We start from the raw sequence: 18314 nt of genomic DNA on the forward strand, positions 1-18314 counted from the left end.
AATACGTCTAATTTTTAACCGTACTTTATACACAAATTACTTCTACGCCATGAGCTAAAATGGCTTGTTTATCTTGTTCTGATAATCCCGTATCAGTAATAAGCACATCAATTTGTTGCCAAGTTAATTCTAAATTTGGCATTTTCCGACCAATTTTCTGAGATTCCACCATCACAACAACTTCGCGAGAAACTTCCGCCATCACCTGACTTAATCCTACAAGTTCATTAAAAGTCGTAGAACCTCGCGCTAAATCAATGCCATCAGCACCAATAAAAAGTTGGTCAAAATCGTAAGAACGCAGCACCTGTTCAGCTACTTTTCCTTGAAACGATTCCGAACGAGTATCCCAAGTTCCACCAGTCATCAGCAATGTTGGCTCATTTTCTAATGCTCTCAATTCCGTTGCCACGGAAAGAGAATTCGTCATTACAACTAAGCCTTGTTTTAAATTAAGTTGTTTAATCAGAGTCGCCGTAGTACTACCGCTATCTACTATAATGCGGTTGTGATCTCGAATACGTTCAGCGGCAGCTTTCGCTATGACAAACTTTCGCTTCGTAAGTTCATCATTTTCGTTTTCATCCATAATTTCTTTTGGCATTAAAATTGCGCCACCATATTTACGCAATAAAAAACCACTTGTTTCTAGCGCACTTAAGTCTTTCCGAATCGTCACTTCAGATATATCAAAAAGCTGCACTAGTTGATCCACACTCACCTCACCTTGCTCTTGTAAAAGTTGCATAATGGTATGGCGACGTTGTTTAGTATTACGAGGCTGGCTATTTTTTTTCATTAAGCTATCTTTAGACACAAAAGTTTCGGTTCGAAAGTTTATATAAACAATATTGTTTTGTAAAGTAAATTTTTGTCAACAAAAAACCCTGCTCATTGGCAGGGTTTAAAATCATTCAAATATTAATTATTTAATTGCGTCTTTTAATGCTTTACCAGATACGAATGCTGGTACTTTAGATGCGGCGATTTTAATTTCAGCACCAGTTTGTGGGTTACGACCAGTACGCGCTGCGCGTTTATTTACTTTGAATGTACCGAAACCGATTAATTGTACAGGCTCTTCCTTTTTAAGACTTGCTGTGATTGCATCTAAAGTAGCTTCTAATGCAGCCTTAGCTTGTTTTTTATTTAATTCTGCTGCGCTTGCAATCGCATCAATTAGATCTGTTTTGTTCATAAATTTGTACCTTCTGTTAAAAGAAAAATTCTACTATTTAAATACGCCAGCGGGCTTTTACCGCAATAGCTTTGCAAAGGATAATCTAACTTTCAAAGAAATAAAAGAAAGATTTTCATTTTTTGTGACAAATATCACATTATTGATGGAATTCTATACCAATATTAGACATACCTTCAGCTCTAATTTCATTCTTTAAGCCTAAAATTAAAGCAATATCTCGCTTTTCACACTCTTTAAGCAAACGATAAACTTGCCATTGTATATCTAATTCACCTTGGATATCTTCACTTTCTTTCAATTCATGTTCAGTCCAATCTCGTCCTGTTTCAGTTTCTAGCAAACTCGTGATTGTACCTAAAGAAATTTGACTAATTTCAACCGCTCTTTCTAAGGTTTCGCCCGCTATGATGCCGTGTAATATCTCTGAAAGAGATTGACACGCATCTAATGCTGGAATAACCCCAAAACTATTATAATCATTTACATCAGGAATAATTTCTTCTAATTTTTCAAGCTGACTCTCAAAATTGATTTTCGCATCTTTTACGATTAAATATTCCCATACTAGATTAAGTATGTTTTGATAAACCTTTACTTCCATTTCAAGATTATTCATCTGACAGAATAAATTGAAATTAGGTGCCATACGTTCACATAATGCAGCCATAAAAGTAAGATGTTGCCAACTTTCTAAATTCTCCAAACGTTTATGAATTGGATTTCGCATGATATTCTCTTATTTATGATAGATTCTAGAATAATGGTGCACGGCATCTACAAAAACTTTAGGTGCATTTTCTGGCACATCTTGATGAATTCCATGCCCAAGATTAAATACATGACCACTTCCAGTACCAAAATCAGCTAAGATCGATTGAACTTCTTGTTCGATACGCTCTGATGATGCATACAATACGCTTGGATCCATATTACCCTGCAATGCAACTTTATGCCCTACACGTGCTTTAGCATCAGCAAGATTCACTGTCCAATCTAATCCAATCGCATCACATCCGGTATTAGCTATGGCTTCTAACCATAAACCACCACCTTTGGTGAACAATGTTACGGGGACTCGACGACCATCATTCTCACGAATCAATCCATCTACAATTTTATGCATATACTGAAGAGAGAAATCTAAATATTCTCTATGTCCCAACACTCCGCCCCAAGTATCAAAGATCATCACAGCCTGAGCGCCAGCCTTAATTTGGGCACTCAAATAAAGCGTGATGGAATCAGCCAGTTTATCGAGTAATAAATGAAGTGTTTTCGGATCAGAATACATCATTTTTTTGATTTTTCCGAAAGTCTTACTTGAGCCACCTTCTACCATATAAGTAGCTAATGTCCAAGGACTACCAGAGAAACCAATGAGAGGGACCTCGCCTTTTAGCTCACCACGAATTGTGCGTACAGCATTCATAACATATTGAAGTTCTTCCTCAGGATCTGGAATAGGTAAATTTTCTACCGCGCTTTTACACTCAATTGGTCGGGTAAATTTAGGACCTTCCCCCGCACCAAAACTTAAACCTAGCCCCATAGCATCTGGAATAGTCAAAATATCAGAAAATAAAATCGCAGCATCTAAATCATAACGACGAAGCGGTTGGAGCGTCACCTCACAAGCTAAGTCAGCATTGCGACAAAGTGACATAAAATCTCCTGCTTGGGCACGCGTCGCTTTATATTCAGGCAAATAACGTCCAGCTTGACGCATCATCCAAACAGGGGTGTAATCCACTGATTCACGTAATAAAGCTTTTAAATAACGATCATTTTTTAATACTGACATTTAGATTTCCTTCTGATTATCCTCTGCTCGACAAAGCTCAAGCGTCGTATGTATAAGTTTATGTGCGATAGTACCTGTTGGCGGTAATTCTGGCAAGGGTTGATCATAAGAAAACCACTGTGCATCATGAATTTCACTTTCTTGCAAAGTAATTTCACCGCTCTCATAATCAGCAAAAAAACCGACCATTTGAGAATTCGGGAATGCCCAAGGCTGGCTACCAAAATAACGAATATTTTTTATCAAAATCCCGGTTTCCTCAAAAACCTCTCTCCGCACCGCTTGTTCAAATGTTTCACCGACTTCTACAAAGCCAGCAAGAGTGGTATACATTCCTCCGTTCGGGTGATAATGACGCCTATGATTTGCCAATAAAATTTCATGGCCACGTCGAACCGCAACAATAATGGATGGGCAAATTACAGGATAAATTCGATACCCGCAGTAAGTGCATTGCACGGCAAGCTCTTCTTGAGTTTGTTGTGTTTTATGACCGCACTTTCCACAGAATTTATGGGTTTTCAGGAAATGATTAATTTCCACACCTCGGCTTAATACATGGAATTCATCCTCTGGCAGTGAAAGTAATCCACGTAAACTTACATATTCCCGTTCATCACTTTCTTGCTCAGCCACAAGCCGTAACGGATGATTTTTCCATTCCCCGATTTGCATTGCCTGCAATCCTTCCATTCCAAGTGTTTTAGCCGTACCACAAGGCAACTCATTATTCAGCAAATAAAGATTCGAACCTTGAGTAAGCAACCAATAACCAAAATCATCTGGATGAAGTGTTTTCATTTTTTACTCCATAAAAATAACCGCACTTTCAAAGTGCGGTTATTATAAATCTTCTTTTTAGCACTCACTAATAATAAGAGTGCTCTCCACGCTGATGTTCGGTTACATCTTTTGCACCTTTTAATTCATTAGGGAATAGGCTAATAAGTTGTTTTTCTACGCCATCTTTTAACGTAACGTCCACCATTGAGCAACCATTACAGCCACCACCAAATTGTAAAATTGCGTAACCATCTTCAGTAATTTCAATTAAGGTTATGCGTCCACCATGACTTGCAAGCTGTGGATTAATTTGAGTTTGTATCACATATTCAACACGTTCAATTAATGGCGCATCATCAGCCACCTTACGCATTTTGGCATTTGGTGCTTTTAAGGTAAGTTGCGCACCAAGTTCTTCGGTAACATAATCAATTTCTGCTTCTTCTAAGAAAGGCAGGCTGACCTCATCAATAAATGCAGAAAAAGTGTCATATTTCATTTCAAAATCACTTTCTTCTACGGCATTCGGTGGGCAATAAGATACGCCACATTCCGCGTTAGGTGTGCCTGGATTAACCACGAAAATACGAATATTCGTTCCTTCTTCTTGCGTGTCTAAAAGTTTTCGAAAATGCGCTTGTGCGGCATCAGAAATAGCGATTTGCTGGGTTGCTTGTTCCATAATATTATGTCCTAAATACTTGAGAGAAAGTATCGGGAATAATACGCTCATCGCGCTTTTTTTTCCAGTGCTTTATATTAAGCCCGCGCCAGCCCCCACACTTGGATCTCCTCTACACCTAATTTTCGCAACAATTTTGATATTTCATTGAGTGTAGAACCAGTAGTAATCACATCATCCACCAATGCTACGCGACGATAAGGAAATTCATTTTTCGAAACAGCAAGAGAAAAGGCATTTTTTAAATTCTGACGACGATCTTTTGCACTCAAACCTCGTTGAGTATGGGTATGTCTCACGCGTTTTACAATATTGTTCAAATTAGGAATATCTAGCCAACGACTTAATTGCCGAGATAATAAATCAGCCTGATTATAACCTCGTCGCCACTGACGAAAATGATATAAAGGCACTGGAATGATTGCTTCTGGCAATTTAAGTTGATGCGTTCGTTTAGCATCACGCACCGCAAGATATAAAAGGCGAGCTAAAGTGCGGTCAATCCAAAATTGATTTTGAAATTTAAAACGGTGAATCAATATAGAAAGTGGCTCAACATAATGCCCAATAATGACTATCTTATCCCAACTAGGCTCTTGTTTAAGACAATTACCACAATGCTGCGCATAATATTGCAATTCCGCACCACAATGACCGCAATAAGGAAAAGATTTAATTTGTTTTTGGCAACGGGAACATAGCCCATTTTTTGCGATATGAAGATTGCCACGACAGTGGATACAGCGAAAATTAAAAAAATTCATCATCTAAAAAAGTTATTTTTTACCCGCACTTTTTTGTTTCAACGCATCTAACGTTTCTCCTGCTTTTAAAATATGCGGCGTCACGAAAATCACTAGCTCACGTTTTTGATGTCGTTCACTTTCTTTACTAAACAATCGTTTAATGCCAGGTATATCGCCAAGTACTGGCACTTTATCTTCGCTTTTCGTGATCGTATCGTGGAATACACCGCCAAGCACAATGGTTTCCCCATCTTTGGCAAAAACTTGAGTATTAATTTCTTGCTTATCAATAGAGACCACCTCGTTTTGTCCATAAGCGACACGAGAACCTGGTGAGTTTTGACTCACTAATAAATCAAGCAAAATATTGTTATCTTTAGAAATATGTGGCGTCACTTCCAAACCAAGCACTGCCTCACGAAATTCCACAGATTGCGTATCATTACGAGTATTACTCACAACATAAGGAATTTCTGTCCCCTGTTTAATGCTTGCACTTTTCTTATTCGTGGTTAGTAAGCGAGGACTTGCGATAATTTCTACATTATTTTCACGCTCCAAAGCGCTCAATTCTAAATCGAGCAATCGCCCATTAATTTTCGCGACTTGTAATGCTATTGATCCAGCAGGTGTCGTCGTTGTCGCAAAATTCACATTAAGATTATCCGTAATATTTTCAAAGCCATTGCCGGCTAAGCTACCCGCTACACGCCCCGCATTTTCCGTTGGATTAAAAATCCCCCACCGGACACCAAGTTCTTTCAAACTCTCATCCGTAATTGTCACAATACGTGCTTCAATAGCGATCTGCTCAATAGGTTTATCCATTTCAGAAATTAGTTTTTTGATATTTTGCACAGAACGAGGCTCATCCTGAATAACCAGTAAATTACTGCGATCATCAAAGGTAATGCTCCCAGCTGGTGAAAGCAAAGAGCCACTTCCTGTCGTTAAGGATTTCATTAATTCAGAGGCTTTAGCAAAATGGAGTTTTACCGTATGACTCACTAAGTGCGGTTCATTTGTAGTAAGATTTCCTGCAATTTGACCTTTGCCTGATAGCCCTCCATTCAGATAGTAAATACCCTCATCTTTATTCAAAGTAAGCTTCTTACTTTTAGCGATTATTTGTAGCAAACGTGGCATATCAATATTGTCTAATTTCAACGAAACATTGCCTTCTAGCGTCTCATCCATCACTAAATTGACATCATGTTGAAAAGCTAATTGCTCCAGTGTTTGAGCTAAAGGCGCTTGCGATAAACGAATAAAAAAACGTTCGTTATCTGTTTTGGGATTAGCAAAAACGATTAATGGCAAACAAAAACACACTAAAAAACAACCGCACTTTAAAAGATATTTCTTCATAATCTTCCTTTAAAAACTTAATTCTTTCTGTTCAGTGCTATCACATTGAGCACCAGACTTACGCATAAATTGAACTTTATTTTGATTGATTTTTGTTACAACATATCCTTCTTGAGCTACATCAACGCCCTCTAAAACGCTGTAAATTTGCAAATCCTGATCCAGCAATAACGCAAACGCTTTATCTTTAGAAATCACTACCCCCGCCAATTTTAAATCCTTCAAAGGAATTTCAGCCGCTTGGCGATTTTCATCCGCTCCGCATAGATTATTAGGTACATCAGAGGAAATTATTTCTGTCTGCTCCATTACTGTTTGTGCGTTATCAAACTGAGAATGGGTGCGCTGTGTTTTATCGAAAGGATCTTGTCCCCAACTGCAATTCATAAAAAATAATGCAACTAGGAAAAACCAATACTTCATTTTGCCTCCTTATCTAGCTGAAAAATGATCTCGGTTTGCAATGGGCTGTCTTCGGGTTTGACAAACTGCAATCGACTCACTGAAAGCTGTGACGTATTAGCCAAAAGTGTGGTTAAAAATGTCTTCGTTTTTTCAAAATGCCCAGTAAGCTGTAAATGCAAAATAGGCTGTTGCCCCATTTCCCAACGTAAATTCTGAGATAAATTGTTACGCGCAGCTAAACGTTGAATTTGTTTATTCAACGGCATAATTTGTGCAGCCAGTTCTGGAGAAAGTTTTCGACCTTCCGACTGCTGCTGTAAAGAGGTTAAAATTTTCTGTTGATGCAACAATTCTGATCTTTTCCCGGCTAATTCACTTTCTATTTCATGGAAACGCGAACTCCCCTCGATATAATCTAAAACGGGGCGAAAAATCACCGCACTTAATAACAATAAAAAAGTTAAACCGTGCACATAAAAAGGCTGACTTAGCCATTTTCCAAAAGGTGTAAAAGGATCGTTAAAAAAGGCTTTCACTTTTCCTCTCCTTGTTCCATATCAAAGCGAAAAAACAATGTATGTTGTTCAGGCTGAACCTGACTTAATTTCACATTGGGAAAATGTTTATTTAAAAATTGATGTACCGATTCAAATTCTGTTTGATCTTGTGCTCGACCTTCCAAACTTAAGTTATGGACATCTTGTTTAAATCGGTTTAATTCGCCTTTCTGAAGAGGCAATTCACTTAATTGCTGCAAACTATTTTGAACTTGCCCATTTGTGAGAGATTGCAAAACTTCACCAACTTTCAACGCACTACGTAACAGATCAATTTGCGTGGCAGTTTTGTGAAGTTGCTGGTTGAGTTGCTCAAATAACTTTTGCTGCACCTGCAAATTTTGTTTCTGTTGTTCAATCAAATGGCTAAAAGCCAAGGCTAAATTGATTGCAAGTAAGATAAATAAAGCGAAATAAAAAACTAAACGACGTAAACGCTTTTGATGTTGATAAGTACGCCAAGGCAATAAATTCATCGACATTTAGTTACCCATTTTTTGTTGATGTAAATCTTTTTGCCATAGTGCGTTACCAAGCGCAATAAAGGGTAAATCCGTTTCTACTCGTTGCCAATTTTCTGGTAATGGTGTATGACTTGAAGGAACTTGATACACAAAAATTTGTTCAATTTTTCCCTCAAAACGTTCCGTAAATTGCTCATAAAGTACAGTGAGATTTTCATGAGATTGTAAAATTTGCGATTGCTGAGATCTTTCACAAATCGCTAAACAATAGTCATCTTCTTGAAATAAAAATAAGGTATTTTCTGACCGCACTTGTTCATTCAACAAATATTGAAATGCACGCAAGATGGTATGAGGAATAACATCTAACACATTAATTCTAAATGGTTGAAAATCCTGCAAATAAGTTCGAGCACTCGCCTCTCGAATGGCCGTAATTTCTAAACAAAAACCTTGCTTTAACGGAGTAGAAATATAATCAAACCACAATTCATCCAAAGGAATAGGTAACTCTTTCTCAATCACAAATTTACATTGTTGATGACATTCTTGTACATTTAATATTTGCGGTAACATTAATACTTTCGACCAAGTCAAATGAGCGGAAATACTTGCCACAAACTGCAAAGGAAAGGTTTTCCCTTGAAATTGTATTTTTAAGTGTTGTAAAAAACGATTTTTAAAATCTTTATCATTGACAAAGATTTGATAACATTGTGGTCGTTCTAACTCATCAAACCACACGAAATCAAAATACCCTTGCTTACGGTGAATACCAATTTGTAAAGTGCGGTGATTTTTCCGGGAGAATTGCATATTCTTTCCTATTCTTTAAAGGCTGAATCTTTTATACTTAGCAGCTAAATCATAGGTCTCTTGACAAGAATATTCATTAACGAAGCGAGAATTTTACGATGCGGATCGCAAAATTAATATTTAGCACCTTATTAACTTTATGTATTTTAGGTTTAGTCGCAGGCGGAATGCTGTATTTCCACCTAAAATCAGAATTGCCCTCAGTAGAAGCATTAAAAACCGTTGAATTACAACAACCAATGCAGATTTATACGGCCGATGGTAAATTAATTGGCGAAGTGGGTGAGCAACGACGTATTCCAGTGAAATTAACAGATGTGCCACAACGCTTAATTGATGCATTTTTAGCGACGGAAGATAGTCGTTTTTACGATCATCACGGATTAGACCCTATCGGTATTGCTCGTGCATTGTTTGTCGCAGTGAGTAATGGCGGTGCATCACAAGGTGCAAGTACGATTACTCAACAATTAGCGCGTAACTTTTTCTTAACCCCAGAAAAAACTATTATTCGTAAAGCTCGTGAAGCGGTGCTTGCGGTAGAAATTGAAAATACCCTCAGCAAACAAGAAATCTTAGAGCTTTATTTAAATAAAATCTTTTTAGGCTATCGTTCTTATGGTGTTGCAGCAGCGGCACAAACCTATTTTGGTAAATCATTAAATGAATTGACCTTATCTGAAATGGCGATTATTGCTGGTTTACCTAAAGCACCTTCAACCATGAACCCGCTTTATTCTTTAAAACGTTCAGAAGAACGCCGTAATGTGGTGTTAAGCCGTATGTTAGATGAAAAATACATCAGTAAAGAAGAATATGATGCTGCATTGAAAGAGCCGATTGTGGCGAGCTATCACGGCGCAAAATTTGAATTTCGTGCGGATTATGTCACTGAAATGGTACGCCAAGAAATGGTTCGCCGTTTTGGTGAAGAAAATGCCTACACCAGTGGTTATAAAGTATTTACCACTGTACTTTCAAAAGACCAAGCTGAAGCCCAAAAAGCCGTACGTAACAACTTAATTGATTACGATATGCGTCGTGGGTATCGTGGTGGTGCGCCTTTATGGCAAAAAAATGAAGCGGCTTGGGATGATGAACGTATTCTAGCATTTTTACGTAAATTGCCAGATTCTGAACCATTTATTCCAGCGGCTGTGGTTGGCATGGCAAAAGGTGGGGCTGATCTATTATTAGCATCTGGTGAAAAAATGACGCTCTCCACTAATGCAATGCGTTGGACTGGCAGAAGTAATCCTGTAAAAGTAGGTGAGCAAATTTGGATTCGTCAACGTGCTAATGGTGAATGGCAATTAGGTCAAATTCCAGCGGCTAACTCTGCATTAGTATCGCTTAACTCAGATAATGGTGCGATTGAAGCAATTGTTGGTGGTTTTAGCTATGAACAAAGTAAGTTCAACCGTGCGACACAATCCTTAGTTCAAGTGGGTTCTTCTATTAAACCATTTATTTACGCAGCGGCATTAGAAAAAGGTTTAACACTTTCTAGCGTATTACAAGACAGCCCAATTTCTATTCAAAAACCTGGACAAAAATTGTGGCAACCCAAAAACTCACCAGATCGTTATGATGGCCCAATGCGTTTACGCGTAGGATTAGGTCAATCCAAAAATATGATTGCTATTCGCGCTATCCAAACGGCAGGTATTGATTTCACAGCAGAATTTTTACAGCGTTTTGGTTTTAAACATGATCAATATTTTGCTAGTGAAGCCTTAGCGCTTGGCGCAGCCTCTTTCACACCATTAGAAATGGCTAGAGCTTATGCTGTGTTTGATAATGGCGGTTTCCTCATTGAACCTTATATCATTGAAAAAATTCAAGATAACACGGGTAAAGACTTATTTGTTGCAAACCCTAAAATTGCTTGTATTGAATGTAATGATATCCCTGTTGTTTATGGTGAAACGAAAGACAAAATCAACGGCTTTGCGAATATTCCTTTAGGAGAAAATGCCTTAAAACCATCAGATGACAGTACAAACGGTGAAGAAGTTGATCAACAACCTGAAACTGTACCTGAACTGCCAGAATTACAGTCAAATGTCACCGCACTTAAAGAAGATGCGATCGATTTAATGGCGGATGCAAAAAATGGTTCATCTAAAACTGAATATGCCCCTCGAGTAATCAGTGGCGAGTTAGCATTTTTAATTCGCAGCGCCTTAAATACTGCGATTTATGGTGAACAAGGTTTAAGCTGGAAAGGAACCAGCTGGCGTATCGCACAAACCATTAAACGTAGCGATATAGGCGGTAAAACAGGTACCACCAATAGTGCGAAAGTGGCTTGGTATGCGGGATTTGGTGCAAACTTAGTAACCACAACTTATGTCGGGTTTGATGATAACAAACGCGAATTAGGTAAAGGTGAAGCGGGTGCGAAAACTGCAATGCCAGCTTGGGTCGCTTATATGAAAACTGCATTGAGCGACAAACCAGAACGTAAATTACCATTACCACCAAAAATAATGGAAAAAAGTATTGATACGATGACTGGTTTACTCTCTCCATCCGGTGGTCGAAAAGAATACTTTATTGTGGGAACTGAGCCAACCCGTACATACGTTTCCGAAATGCAAGAGCGTGGTTACTATGTTCCACCGGAACTACAACAACGCTTAAATGGTACTGGAGGCAAAGCGCCAGTGCCAGTTAGCCAGCCAGAAGAACTCTTCTAAAAATGACCGCACTTTAGTGCACAATCAGGCGAGTCAATTGGCTCGCTTTCGTTATTAAACAAAGGATATATTATGCTGAGTTATCGTCACTCATTCCATGCGGGCAATCATGCTGATGTCTTGAAACATATCGTCTTAATGCTCATTTTGGAAACTCTTAAACTCAAAGAAAAAGGCTTTTTTTACTTGGATACGCACTCAGGTGTAGGTCGTTATCGTTTATCCTCAAACGAATCAGAAAAAACGGGGGAATATAAAGAAGGCATTGGACGTCTGTGGGATCAAACCGACTTACCCGAAGATGTTGCTCGTTATGTAAAAATGATCAAAAAACTCAATTATGGTGGCAAAGAACTACGTTATTACGCTGGATCACCATTAATTGCCGCGGAATTGTTGCGCTCACAAGATCGCGCACTATTGACCGAGCTTCATCCTAGCGATTATCCAATTCTTCGCAATAATTTTAGCGACTACAAAAATGTCACCGTAAAATGTGACAATGGCTTTCAACAAGTCAAAGCAACACTACCTCCAAAAGAACGCCGTGGCTTAGTACTAATCGATCCGCCTTATGAATTAAAAGAAGATTATGATCTCGTTGTCAAAGCCATTGAAGAAGGCTATAAACGTTTTGCCACTGGTACCTATGCGATTTGGTATCCTGTTGTATTACGCCAACAAACTAAACGTATTTTTAAGGGATTAGAAGCAACGGGGATTAGAAAAATTCTAAAAATTGAACTCGCCGTTCGCCCTGATAGCGATCAACGAGGTATGACGGCAAGCGGTATGATAGTAATTAACCCACCTTGGACATTAGAAACCCAAATGAAAGAAATTTTGCCTTATCTCACAAAAACATTAGTTCCAGAAGGTACAGGAAGCTGGACTGTCGAATGGATTACACCTGAATAGAAAAATGAGCATCACCAGAAGATAACGCTCATTTTTATCAACTTAACTCTATGGAATAACGGGTAATTAACCTTTCTGTACGTTATATGCTTCTAATGCACGTAAAGAATAAGTATAAGCCGCGCCTGCATTTAATGCGATAGACATTGCTAATGCTGCAGCGACTTCAGCTTCGCTTGCGCCAGCTTTCACAGCTTCTTCTGCGTGTACGCTAATGCAGCTTTCACAACGAGTTGTTACCGCAACGGCTAATGCGATAAGTTCACGAGTTTTAGCGTCAAGCACATTGCCTTCTGCCGCTGCTGCGCCTAATGCTTGATAAGCTTGTAACATTTTTGGATATTGTTTACCTAACGCACCAAATGATTTTTTAACGTGTGATGTTTCTTCTTTCCAATCTGCAAACATAATGTTCTCCTAAATATATTGAATTAATAACGAACTGGTGTGGTAAATTATAGGCAGATTGGATTATGATACTTGCTTATTTATCTCAATTTTTATCGCTAACATCTCATTATGGATTATTTGGATAAACTCACCCATTTAGCACAAGTGCGTGGGGAAATTAATATTCGCTGTGAATTTCAAGGTGAATGGCAAGTTGCCCATCAAGAAAAAGATGCAGGAAAAGGCGTATTTCATCTTATTGAACAAGGCGAATGCTGGCTTACACTCGGACAAAAGCAATTTCATTTAAAGGAAGGTGATATCTTTTTCCTTCCCCAAAATCAACCGCACTTTATGCGTCATTCATCCAACCAAACAAAGGACGCATCATTGAAAAAAAGCTGGCAAGGTGCATTTGAATTGTATCAAGTAGGGCAAGGCACACCAGATTTAAAAATGTTCTGCGGGGCGTTTTATTATCAGCAAGATGCCCTTCTTACAGCTTCTATGCCTGAATATTTACATCTCAATTTATGCGATACACCGATTCATCCTTTGGTTCAACTTTTTCTACAAGAAGCACAAAAAAATGATGCAGGTACGAAATCAGTCGTCGATGCACTTTCGAATGTGCTTTTAATTTATATTTTACGCCATGCGATTCAAGAGAACTTAATTACAGATGGTGTGCTACTTGCGTTGCAAGACAAGCGATTAAATACAGTGCTAGGTGCGATATTACAATGCCCTCAAGAAGATTGGCGAATTGAACAGTTAGCCGATCTTTCTGCAATGTCTCGTGCAAACTTTATTCGTGTTTTTCAACAACAACTTGGTATGTCGCCAGGGCGTTTTATTACTCAAGTGCGGTTACAATCGGCAGCATTTTTATTAAAACAATCCCAACAATCCGTACTTGCCATTGCTTTAGAGGTGGGGTATCAATCGGAGGCGCATTTTAGTAAAGCCTTTAAGAATTACTACCAACTTTCACCAAGCCAATACAGAAAATCTGCCAGCCTATAAATTGGAGAATTTTTGCGCTATAATCGCCAAGTTTTTTGAAAGGCAACATCTGTTGCCTTTTCTTTTTAAGGAAAAGATATGTTTAACAAAATTTTTTCGTGGTTTGAAAACCGTTTAAATCCTTATCCAGAAGGTAATCCAACAACACCTAAAAAAGGCTTATTGCGCTTTATTTGGTCTAGCATTGAAGGAATGAAAGGCTGGATTCTCTTACTGACAGTGCTAACGGTTGGTACCGGTGTAATGGAAGCCGTATTATTCCAATTTATGGGAACGCTTGTAGATTGGTTAGGGACATTTACGCCTGAGACATTATGGCAAGAAAAAGGCCATTTATTAATTAGCATGGCTGCCCTATTACTTGTTAGCATCGTGTGGGGATTTTTAGCCTCTACCGTACGTTTACAAACCTTACAAGGCGTATTTCCAATGCGATTACGTTGGAATTTCCATCGTTTAATGCTTGGACAAAGTTTGAGTTTTTATCAAGATGAATTTGCTGGCAGAGTGTCTGCCAAAGTAATGCAAACCGCACTAGCTGTTCGTGATACGGTGCTCACACTAGCGGATATGTTTGTATATGTCATCGTATATTTTATTACATCGGGCTTGGTTCTAGCCGTATTAGATTCTTGGTTCTTACTGCCATTTATTGCTTGGATTACGATTTTTATTTTTATCCTACGAACCCTCATTCCTAAATTATCAAAAACGGCACAACGACAAGCTGATGCTCGTTCTTTAATGACAGGACGCATTACAGATGCTTATTCCAATATTGCCACAGTAAAATTATTCTCTCATGGTTCGCGCGAGGCCGCTTATGCCAAACGTTCTATGGAAGATTTTATGGTCACAGTACACGCTCAAATGCGCCTAGCAACATCACTGGACACGCTCACTTATGCAGCTAATATTTTACTTACACTAAGCACCGCTGTACTCGGAATTATCTTATGGAAAAGTGGTCAAGTTGGCGTGGGTGCAATTGCAACAGCAACCGCAATGGCATTACGAGTAAATGGACTATCTCGTTGGATTATGTGGGAGTCTGCACGTTTGTTTGAGAATATCGGAACCGTAAACGATGGAATGAATACTTTAACTAAACCTCATACTATTGTAGATAAACCTCAAGCATCACCTTTACAAGTGACACAAGGGGAAATCAAGTTTAACGATATTACCTTTGCTTATGATCCGACGAAACCATTACTCAATCATTTCAATCTTACTATCAAACCTGGCGAAAAAGTTGGGCTAATCGGCCGTTCTGGTGCAGGAAAATCTACAATTGTGAACTTGTTGCTTCGTTTCTATGAAGCACAACAAGGTGCGATTACCATTGACGGGCAAAATGTACTAGATGTGCAACAAGAAAGCCTACGCCGCCAAATCGGTTTAGTGACTCAAGACACTTCGCTGCTACATCGCTCTGTTCGTGACAATATTATTTATGGACGACCTAATGCTACAGATGAAGAAATGGTTTTAGCTGCTGAACGAGCGGAGGCTGCTGATTTCATTCCATTCCTCACTGATGCTCAAGGCAGAAAAGGCTACGATGCCCATGTGGGTGAACGCGGTGTAAAACTTTCAGGTGGTCAACGGCAACGAATTGCTATTGCTCGTGTCATGTTAAAAGATGCACCAATTCTATTGTTAGATGAAGCCACAAGCGCATTAGATTCGGAAGTGGAAGTGGCAATACAAGAAAGTCTAGATAAGATGATGGAAAATAAAACTGTGATTGCCATTGCTCATCGTTTATCCACTATCGCAGCGATGGATCGCCTGATTGTGCTTGATAAAGGACAAATTGTCGAACAAGGTACCCATGCTGAATTACTAGAACAAAATGGACTATATGCAAAACTATGGGCTCACCAAAGCGGTGGATTCTTGAGTGAACATATAGAATAAAACCCAAAGTGCGGTTTGTTTTTACCTATTTTTTATTGGAGTCTAAATGAAAAAATTATTACTTCCTATGTTAATTCTCCCCACTCTATGTCTAGCACAGGAAACAAAAATCGATCCTATTTTACTCGGTCTTGGAGAAGTTTTCTTTTTTGATAAATCCCTCTCTCATAATAAGACCCAATCCTGCTCCACTTGCCATATGCCAGTAGCAGCCTTTGCTGACTTGCGTCAAAATGATATCGCTCATATGGTCTCTCAAGGAGATGATCCAACAAAATTTGGTAACCGTAACACACCAACTGCACTTTATGCTAAGTATTCACCTAGCTTCCATTTTGATGAAAAAATTAACGATTATGTGGGCGGACAATTCTGGGATGGTAGAGCAAAAAATCTTGCAGAACAAGCCGGAGGTCCACCATTAAACCCCGTAGAAATGGGCATGAAAGATAAAGCAGATGTAGTAAAACGTATTGAAGAAAATCAAGCCGTGAAAGATTACATTACAAAATATTTTGGTGCCGAAATATGGAAAGATAATCAGAAAATATATGCCATTATGGAACAAGCATTAGCTACTTTTGAACATTTAGATTTATTTAGCCAATTCAGCTCAAAATACGACCGCACTTTAGCTGGAAAAGATACCCTCACAGAACAAGAATCTTTAGGAAAGGCATTATTTTTTGATAAAGAAAAAACAAATTGTAGTAATTGTCATCAATTACAAACAGCCGATAACGATGAAGAAACTTTCACAAACTATCGTTATTTTAATCTTGGTGTTCCTAAGAATGAAGCCTTAATTGCACATAATAAATTAGACAATAACTGGATTGATAATGGCTTGCTCGATAATCCAATGGTAAAGGGAGATGAAAAACAAAAAGGAAAATTCAAAGTGCCCACACTCCGTAATGTCGCAGTTACTGCACCTTACATGCACAATGGAGTATTTAAAGAACTTCGCACCGTATTATTATTCTTAGATAGCTACAATAACCCTGCACGAAAAATTAATCCAGAAACCAGTAAGCCCTGGGATTTGCCCGAATATGCACCAACTGTAAGCCACGACGCGCTTAAAGGAAAACCATTAACTGATACAGAAATTGATGCACTAGAATCTTTTTTAAAAACCTTAACGGATGCACCTTATGAAAGAAATTAAGAAAACTAGACAATTTTTAATTAAATTGAATCCATCCTAAAATCTAGGCTCTTCTTTACTTAATCTAGCGAGTAAAATAAATAACCCAACTTGTCTCATATAAGTTGGGTTATTTTCTAACTAATAAAGTACTCGCGCACGAATTGTGCCATCGATTTCCTTCAATTTCGCCAGTAATGGCGATGCATCATTTGTTTCTACATCAACGACAACATAACCAATTTTCGGGTCAGTTTGTAAATATTGCGCGGCAATATTCAGGTTGGCTTCGACGAAAATTTGGTTCAGTTTATTCAATATACCAGGACGATTTTCATGAATATGCAATAAACGTTTTGTTCCCTCGTGTTCTGGTAAAGATACTTCAGGGAAGTTGACGGAAGAAAGTGTTGAACCATTGTCTGAATATTTGACAAATTTACCTGCTACTTCAAAACCGATATTTTCCTGTGCCTCTGCTGTTGAACCACCGATATGTGGAGTTAAAATCACATTATCAAATTCGCGTAACGGTGAGACAAATTCTTCATTAATTGACGCAGGTTCAATTGGGAATACATCAATGGCAGCACCGTGAATTTTACCGTCTTTTAAGGCTTGAGCGAGAGAATCAATATCTACCACTGTACCACGCGCAGCATTGATCAAAATTGCACCTTGTTTTAATTGTGCGATACGCTCAGCATTCATTAAGTTTTTGGTAGATGGCAGCTCTGGCACATGTAATGAAACCACATCGCAAGAACTGAGTAATTCTTCAAGGCTACGAACCTGTTTGGCATTACCGAGCGGAAGTTTATTTTCGATATCGTAGAAATGTACATCCATGCCTAATGATTCCGCAATAATACTTAATTGTGAACCAATGTGGCCGTAACCAATAATTCCAAGTTTTTTACCCCGCACTTCATGAGATCCCGTCGCTGATTTATTCCAGACGCCACGATGTACTTCGGCATTCGCCTGTGGCACATTGCGCATAAGTAATAAAATCTCGCCTAATACAAGTTCTGCGACAGAACGAGTGTTTGAGAATGGCGCATTAAATACAGGGATTCCACGCGCTTTTGCCGCATTTAAATCCACTTGGTTGGTACCAATACAGAAACAGCCTACTGCGATTAATTTGGGTGCGGCCTCAATCATTTCTGCCGTTAAATGGGTGCGAGAACGCAAGCCGATAAAGTGTGCATCTTTAATGGCTTCTTTTAATTCATTACCATCTAGTGCTTTTTTATAGTAATCAATATTGGTATAGCCTGCCGCATGGAGCGTATCAAGTGCGCTTTGATGCACACCTTCAAACAATACAAATTTGATTTTTGATTTGTCTAGAGAGACTTTGTTTGTCATGTTTGCTT

The 18314-nt window shown here is 38.6% G+C and carries 19 protein-coding genes; 5 read left to right on the forward strand and 14 right to left on the reverse strand.

All coding sequences use genetic code 11. The features are described from left to right. Positions 1-25 precede the first annotated feature (25 nt). The 12 genes from KP710_RS05980 to KP710_RS06035 form a co-directional block, all read right to left on the reverse strand. A complete protein-coding gene (locus tag KP710_RS05980) occupies positions 26-799 on the reverse strand; it encodes a DeoR/GlpR family DNA-binding transcription regulator (protein WP_106013558.1) in 774 nt (257 codons plus the stop codon). Positions 800-925: 126 nt separating this feature from the next. Next, complete coding sequence (locus KP710_RS05985) at positions 926-1198, reverse strand: HU family DNA-binding protein (protein WP_048952927.1); 273 nt, start codon at positions 1196-1198, stop codon at positions 926-928. A gap of 139 nt (positions 1199-1337) precedes the next feature. Beyond that, entirely contained in the window at positions 1338-1928 is a 591-nt protein-coding gene (locus KP710_RS05990) for a YjaG family protein (protein ID WP_106013559.1), read from the reverse strand. 9 nt (positions 1929-1937) lie between these two features. Further along, positions 1938-3002: a uroporphyrinogen decarboxylase gene (hemE, locus tag KP710_RS05995; protein ID WP_111407689.1), complete on the reverse strand. Its 1065-nt coding sequence runs from the start codon at positions 3000-3002 to the stop codon at positions 1938-1940. Next, positions 3003-3803, reverse strand: coding sequence for an NAD(+) diphosphatase (gene nudC / locus KP710_RS06000; RefSeq protein WP_111407690.1), 801 nt, complete (start codon positions 3801-3803; stop codon positions 3003-3005). Between the two features lie 67 nt (positions 3804-3870). After that, positions 3871-4467: a Fe-S biogenesis protein NfuA gene (nfuA, locus tag KP710_RS06005; protein ID WP_005634545.1), complete on the reverse strand. Its 597-nt coding sequence runs from the start codon at positions 4465-4467 to the stop codon at positions 3871-3873. A 77-nt stretch (positions 4468-4544) separates the two neighbouring features. Next, positions 4545-5231: a ComF family protein gene (locus KP710_RS06010; protein WP_032828001.1), complete on the reverse strand. Its 687-nt coding sequence runs from the start codon at positions 5229-5231 to the stop codon at positions 4545-4547. A 12-nt stretch (positions 5232-5243) separates the two neighbouring features. Then, positions 5244-6581, reverse strand: a complete 1338-nt coding sequence (locus KP710_RS06015; protein ID WP_215770776.1) for a type IV pilus secretin PilQ family protein — start codon at positions 6579-6581, stop codon at positions 5244-5246. 9 nt (positions 6582-6590) lie between these two features. After that, positions 6591-7004, reverse strand: coding sequence for a pilus assembly protein PilP (locus KP710_RS06020; RefSeq protein ID WP_215770775.1), 414 nt, complete (start codon positions 7002-7004; stop codon positions 6591-6593). After that, entirely contained in the window at positions 7001-7522 is a 522-nt protein-coding gene (gene comC, locus KP710_RS06025; protein WP_215770774.1) for a competence protein ComC, read from the reverse strand. Before comC ends, KP710_RS06020 begins: the two co-directional genes overlap by 4 nt. Further along, positions 7519-8025: a PilN family protein gene (locus KP710_RS06030; protein WP_215770773.1), complete on the reverse strand. Its 507-nt coding sequence runs from the start codon at positions 8023-8025 to the stop codon at positions 7519-7521. Before KP710_RS06030 ends, comC begins: the two co-directional genes overlap by 4 nt. Beyond that, positions 8026-8823 carry a type IV pilus biogenesis protein PilM gene (locus KP710_RS06035; protein ID WP_215770772.1) on the reverse strand — a complete coding sequence of 266 codons (798 nt, stop codon included), beginning with the start codon at positions 8821-8823 and terminating at the stop codon, positions 8026-8028. 98 nt (positions 8824-8921) lie between these two features. On the opposite strand from KP710_RS06035, the gene KP710_RS06040 reads away from it, so the two are divergent. After that, positions 8922-11525, forward strand: coding sequence for a penicillin-binding protein 1A (locus KP710_RS06040; RefSeq protein WP_215770771.1), 2604 nt, complete (start codon positions 8922-8924; stop codon positions 11523-11525). Positions 11526-11597: 72 nt separating this feature from the next. Then, complete coding sequence (locus KP710_RS06045) at positions 11598-12443, forward strand: 23S rRNA (adenine(2030)-N(6))-methyltransferase RlmJ (RefSeq protein ID WP_215770770.1); 846 nt, start codon at positions 11598-11600, stop codon at positions 12441-12443. A gap of 66 nt (positions 12444-12509) precedes the next feature. Here the strand turns inward: KP710_RS06045 and KP710_RS06050 are convergent, their stop codons facing one another. After that, positions 12510-12851: a carboxymuconolactone decarboxylase family protein gene (locus KP710_RS06050; protein WP_005627672.1), complete on the reverse strand. Its 342-nt coding sequence runs from the start codon at positions 12849-12851 to the stop codon at positions 12510-12512. A 111-nt stretch (positions 12852-12962) separates the two neighbouring features. On the opposite strand from KP710_RS06050, the gene KP710_RS06055 reads away from it, so the two are divergent. From KP710_RS06055 to KP710_RS06065, 3 genes are all read left to right on the forward strand, one after another. Next, a complete protein-coding gene (locus tag KP710_RS06055) occupies positions 12963-13859 on the forward strand; it encodes a cupin domain-containing protein (RefSeq protein ID WP_111407692.1) in 897 nt (298 codons plus the stop codon). 78 nt (positions 13860-13937) lie between these two features. Next, entirely contained in the window at positions 13938-15782 is a 1845-nt protein-coding gene (locus KP710_RS06060) for an ABC transporter ATP-binding protein (protein WP_111407693.1), read from the forward strand. A gap of 46 nt (positions 15783-15828) precedes the next feature. Further along, positions 15829-16953 (forward strand): cytochrome-c peroxidase, encoded by a 1125-nt coding sequence (locus KP710_RS06065; protein ID WP_111407694.1) that lies wholly within the window; start codon positions 15829-15831, stop codon positions 16951-16953. 120 nt (positions 16954-17073) lie between these two features. Here KP710_RS06065 and serA read toward each other — a convergent pair whose 3' ends face one another. Beyond that, complete coding sequence (serA, locus tag KP710_RS06070) at positions 17074-18306, reverse strand: phosphoglycerate dehydrogenase (protein WP_048952942.1); 1233 nt, start codon at positions 18304-18306, stop codon at positions 17074-17076. Positions 18307-18314: the final 8 nt, after the last annotated feature.

Origin of the sequence: Haemophilus sp. SZY H35 (assembly GCF_018829705.1) — a bacterium.
GTDB classification, from domain to species: Bacteria; Pseudomonadota; Gammaproteobacteria; order Enterobacterales; family Pasteurellaceae; genus Haemophilus; species Haemophilus haemolyticus_K.

Coding starts and splice junctions, on each gene's coding strand:
- nudC (WP_111407690.1), bottom strand. CDS start 3,803: ATGAAAACACTTCATCCAGATGATTTTGGTTATTGGTTGCTTACTCAA.
- KP710_RS06055 (WP_111407692.1), top strand. CDS start 12,963: ATGGATTATTTGGATAAACTCACCCATTTAGCACAAGTGCGTGGGGAA.
- KP710_RS06015 (WP_215770776.1), bottom strand. CDS start 6,581: ATGAAGAAATATCTTTTAAAGTGCGGTTGTTTTTTAGTGTGTTTTTGT.
- KP710_RS06065 (WP_111407694.1), top strand. CDS start 15,829: ATGAAAAAATTATTACTTCCTATGTTAATTCTCCCCACTCTATGTCTA.
- KP710_RS05980 (WP_106013558.1), bottom strand. CDS start 799: ATGAAAAAAAATAGCCAGCCTCGTAATACTAAACAACGTCGCCATACC.
- nfuA (WP_005634545.1), bottom strand. CDS start 4,467: ATGGAACAAGCAACCCAGCAAATCGCTATTTCTGATGCCGCACAAGCG.
- KP710_RS06030 (WP_215770773.1), bottom strand. CDS start 8,025: ATGTCGATGAATTTATTGCCTTGGCGTACTTATCAACATCAAAAGCGT.
- hemE (WP_111407689.1), bottom strand. CDS start 3,002: ATGTCAGTATTAAAAAATGATCGTTATTTAAAAGCTTTATTACGTGAA.
- KP710_RS06060 (WP_111407693.1), top strand. CDS start 13,938: ATGTTTAACAAAATTTTTTCGTGGTTTGAAAACCGTTTAAATCCTTAT.
- serA (WP_048952942.1), bottom strand. CDS start 18,306: ATGACAAACAAAGTCTCTCTAGACAAATCAAAAATCAAATTTGTATTG.
- KP710_RS06040 (WP_215770771.1), top strand. CDS start 8,922: ATGCGGATCGCAAAATTAATATTTAGCACCTTATTAACTTTATGTATT.
- KP710_RS06050 (WP_005627672.1), bottom strand. CDS start 12,851: ATGTTTGCAGATTGGAAAGAAGAAACATCACACGTTAAAAAATCATTT.
- KP710_RS06035 (WP_215770772.1), bottom strand. CDS start 8,823: ATGCAATTCTCCCGGAAAAATCACCGCACTTTACAAATTGGTATTCAC.
- KP710_RS06010 (WP_032828001.1), bottom strand. CDS start 5,231: ATGAATTTTTTTAATTTTCGCTGTATCCACTGTCGTGGCAATCTTCAT.
- KP710_RS06045 (WP_215770770.1), top strand. CDS start 11,598: ATGCTGAGTTATCGTCACTCATTCCATGCGGGCAATCATGCTGATGTC.
- KP710_RS06020 (WP_215770775.1), bottom strand. CDS start 7,004: ATGAAGTATTGGTTTTTCCTAGTTGCATTATTTTTTATGAATTGCAGT.
- KP710_RS05990 (WP_106013559.1), bottom strand. CDS start 1,928: ATGCGAAATCCAATTCATAAACGTTTGGAGAATTTAGAAAGTTGGCAA.
- KP710_RS05985 (WP_048952927.1), bottom strand. CDS start 1,198: ATGAACAAAACAGATCTAATTGATGCGATTGCAAGCGCAGCAGAATTA.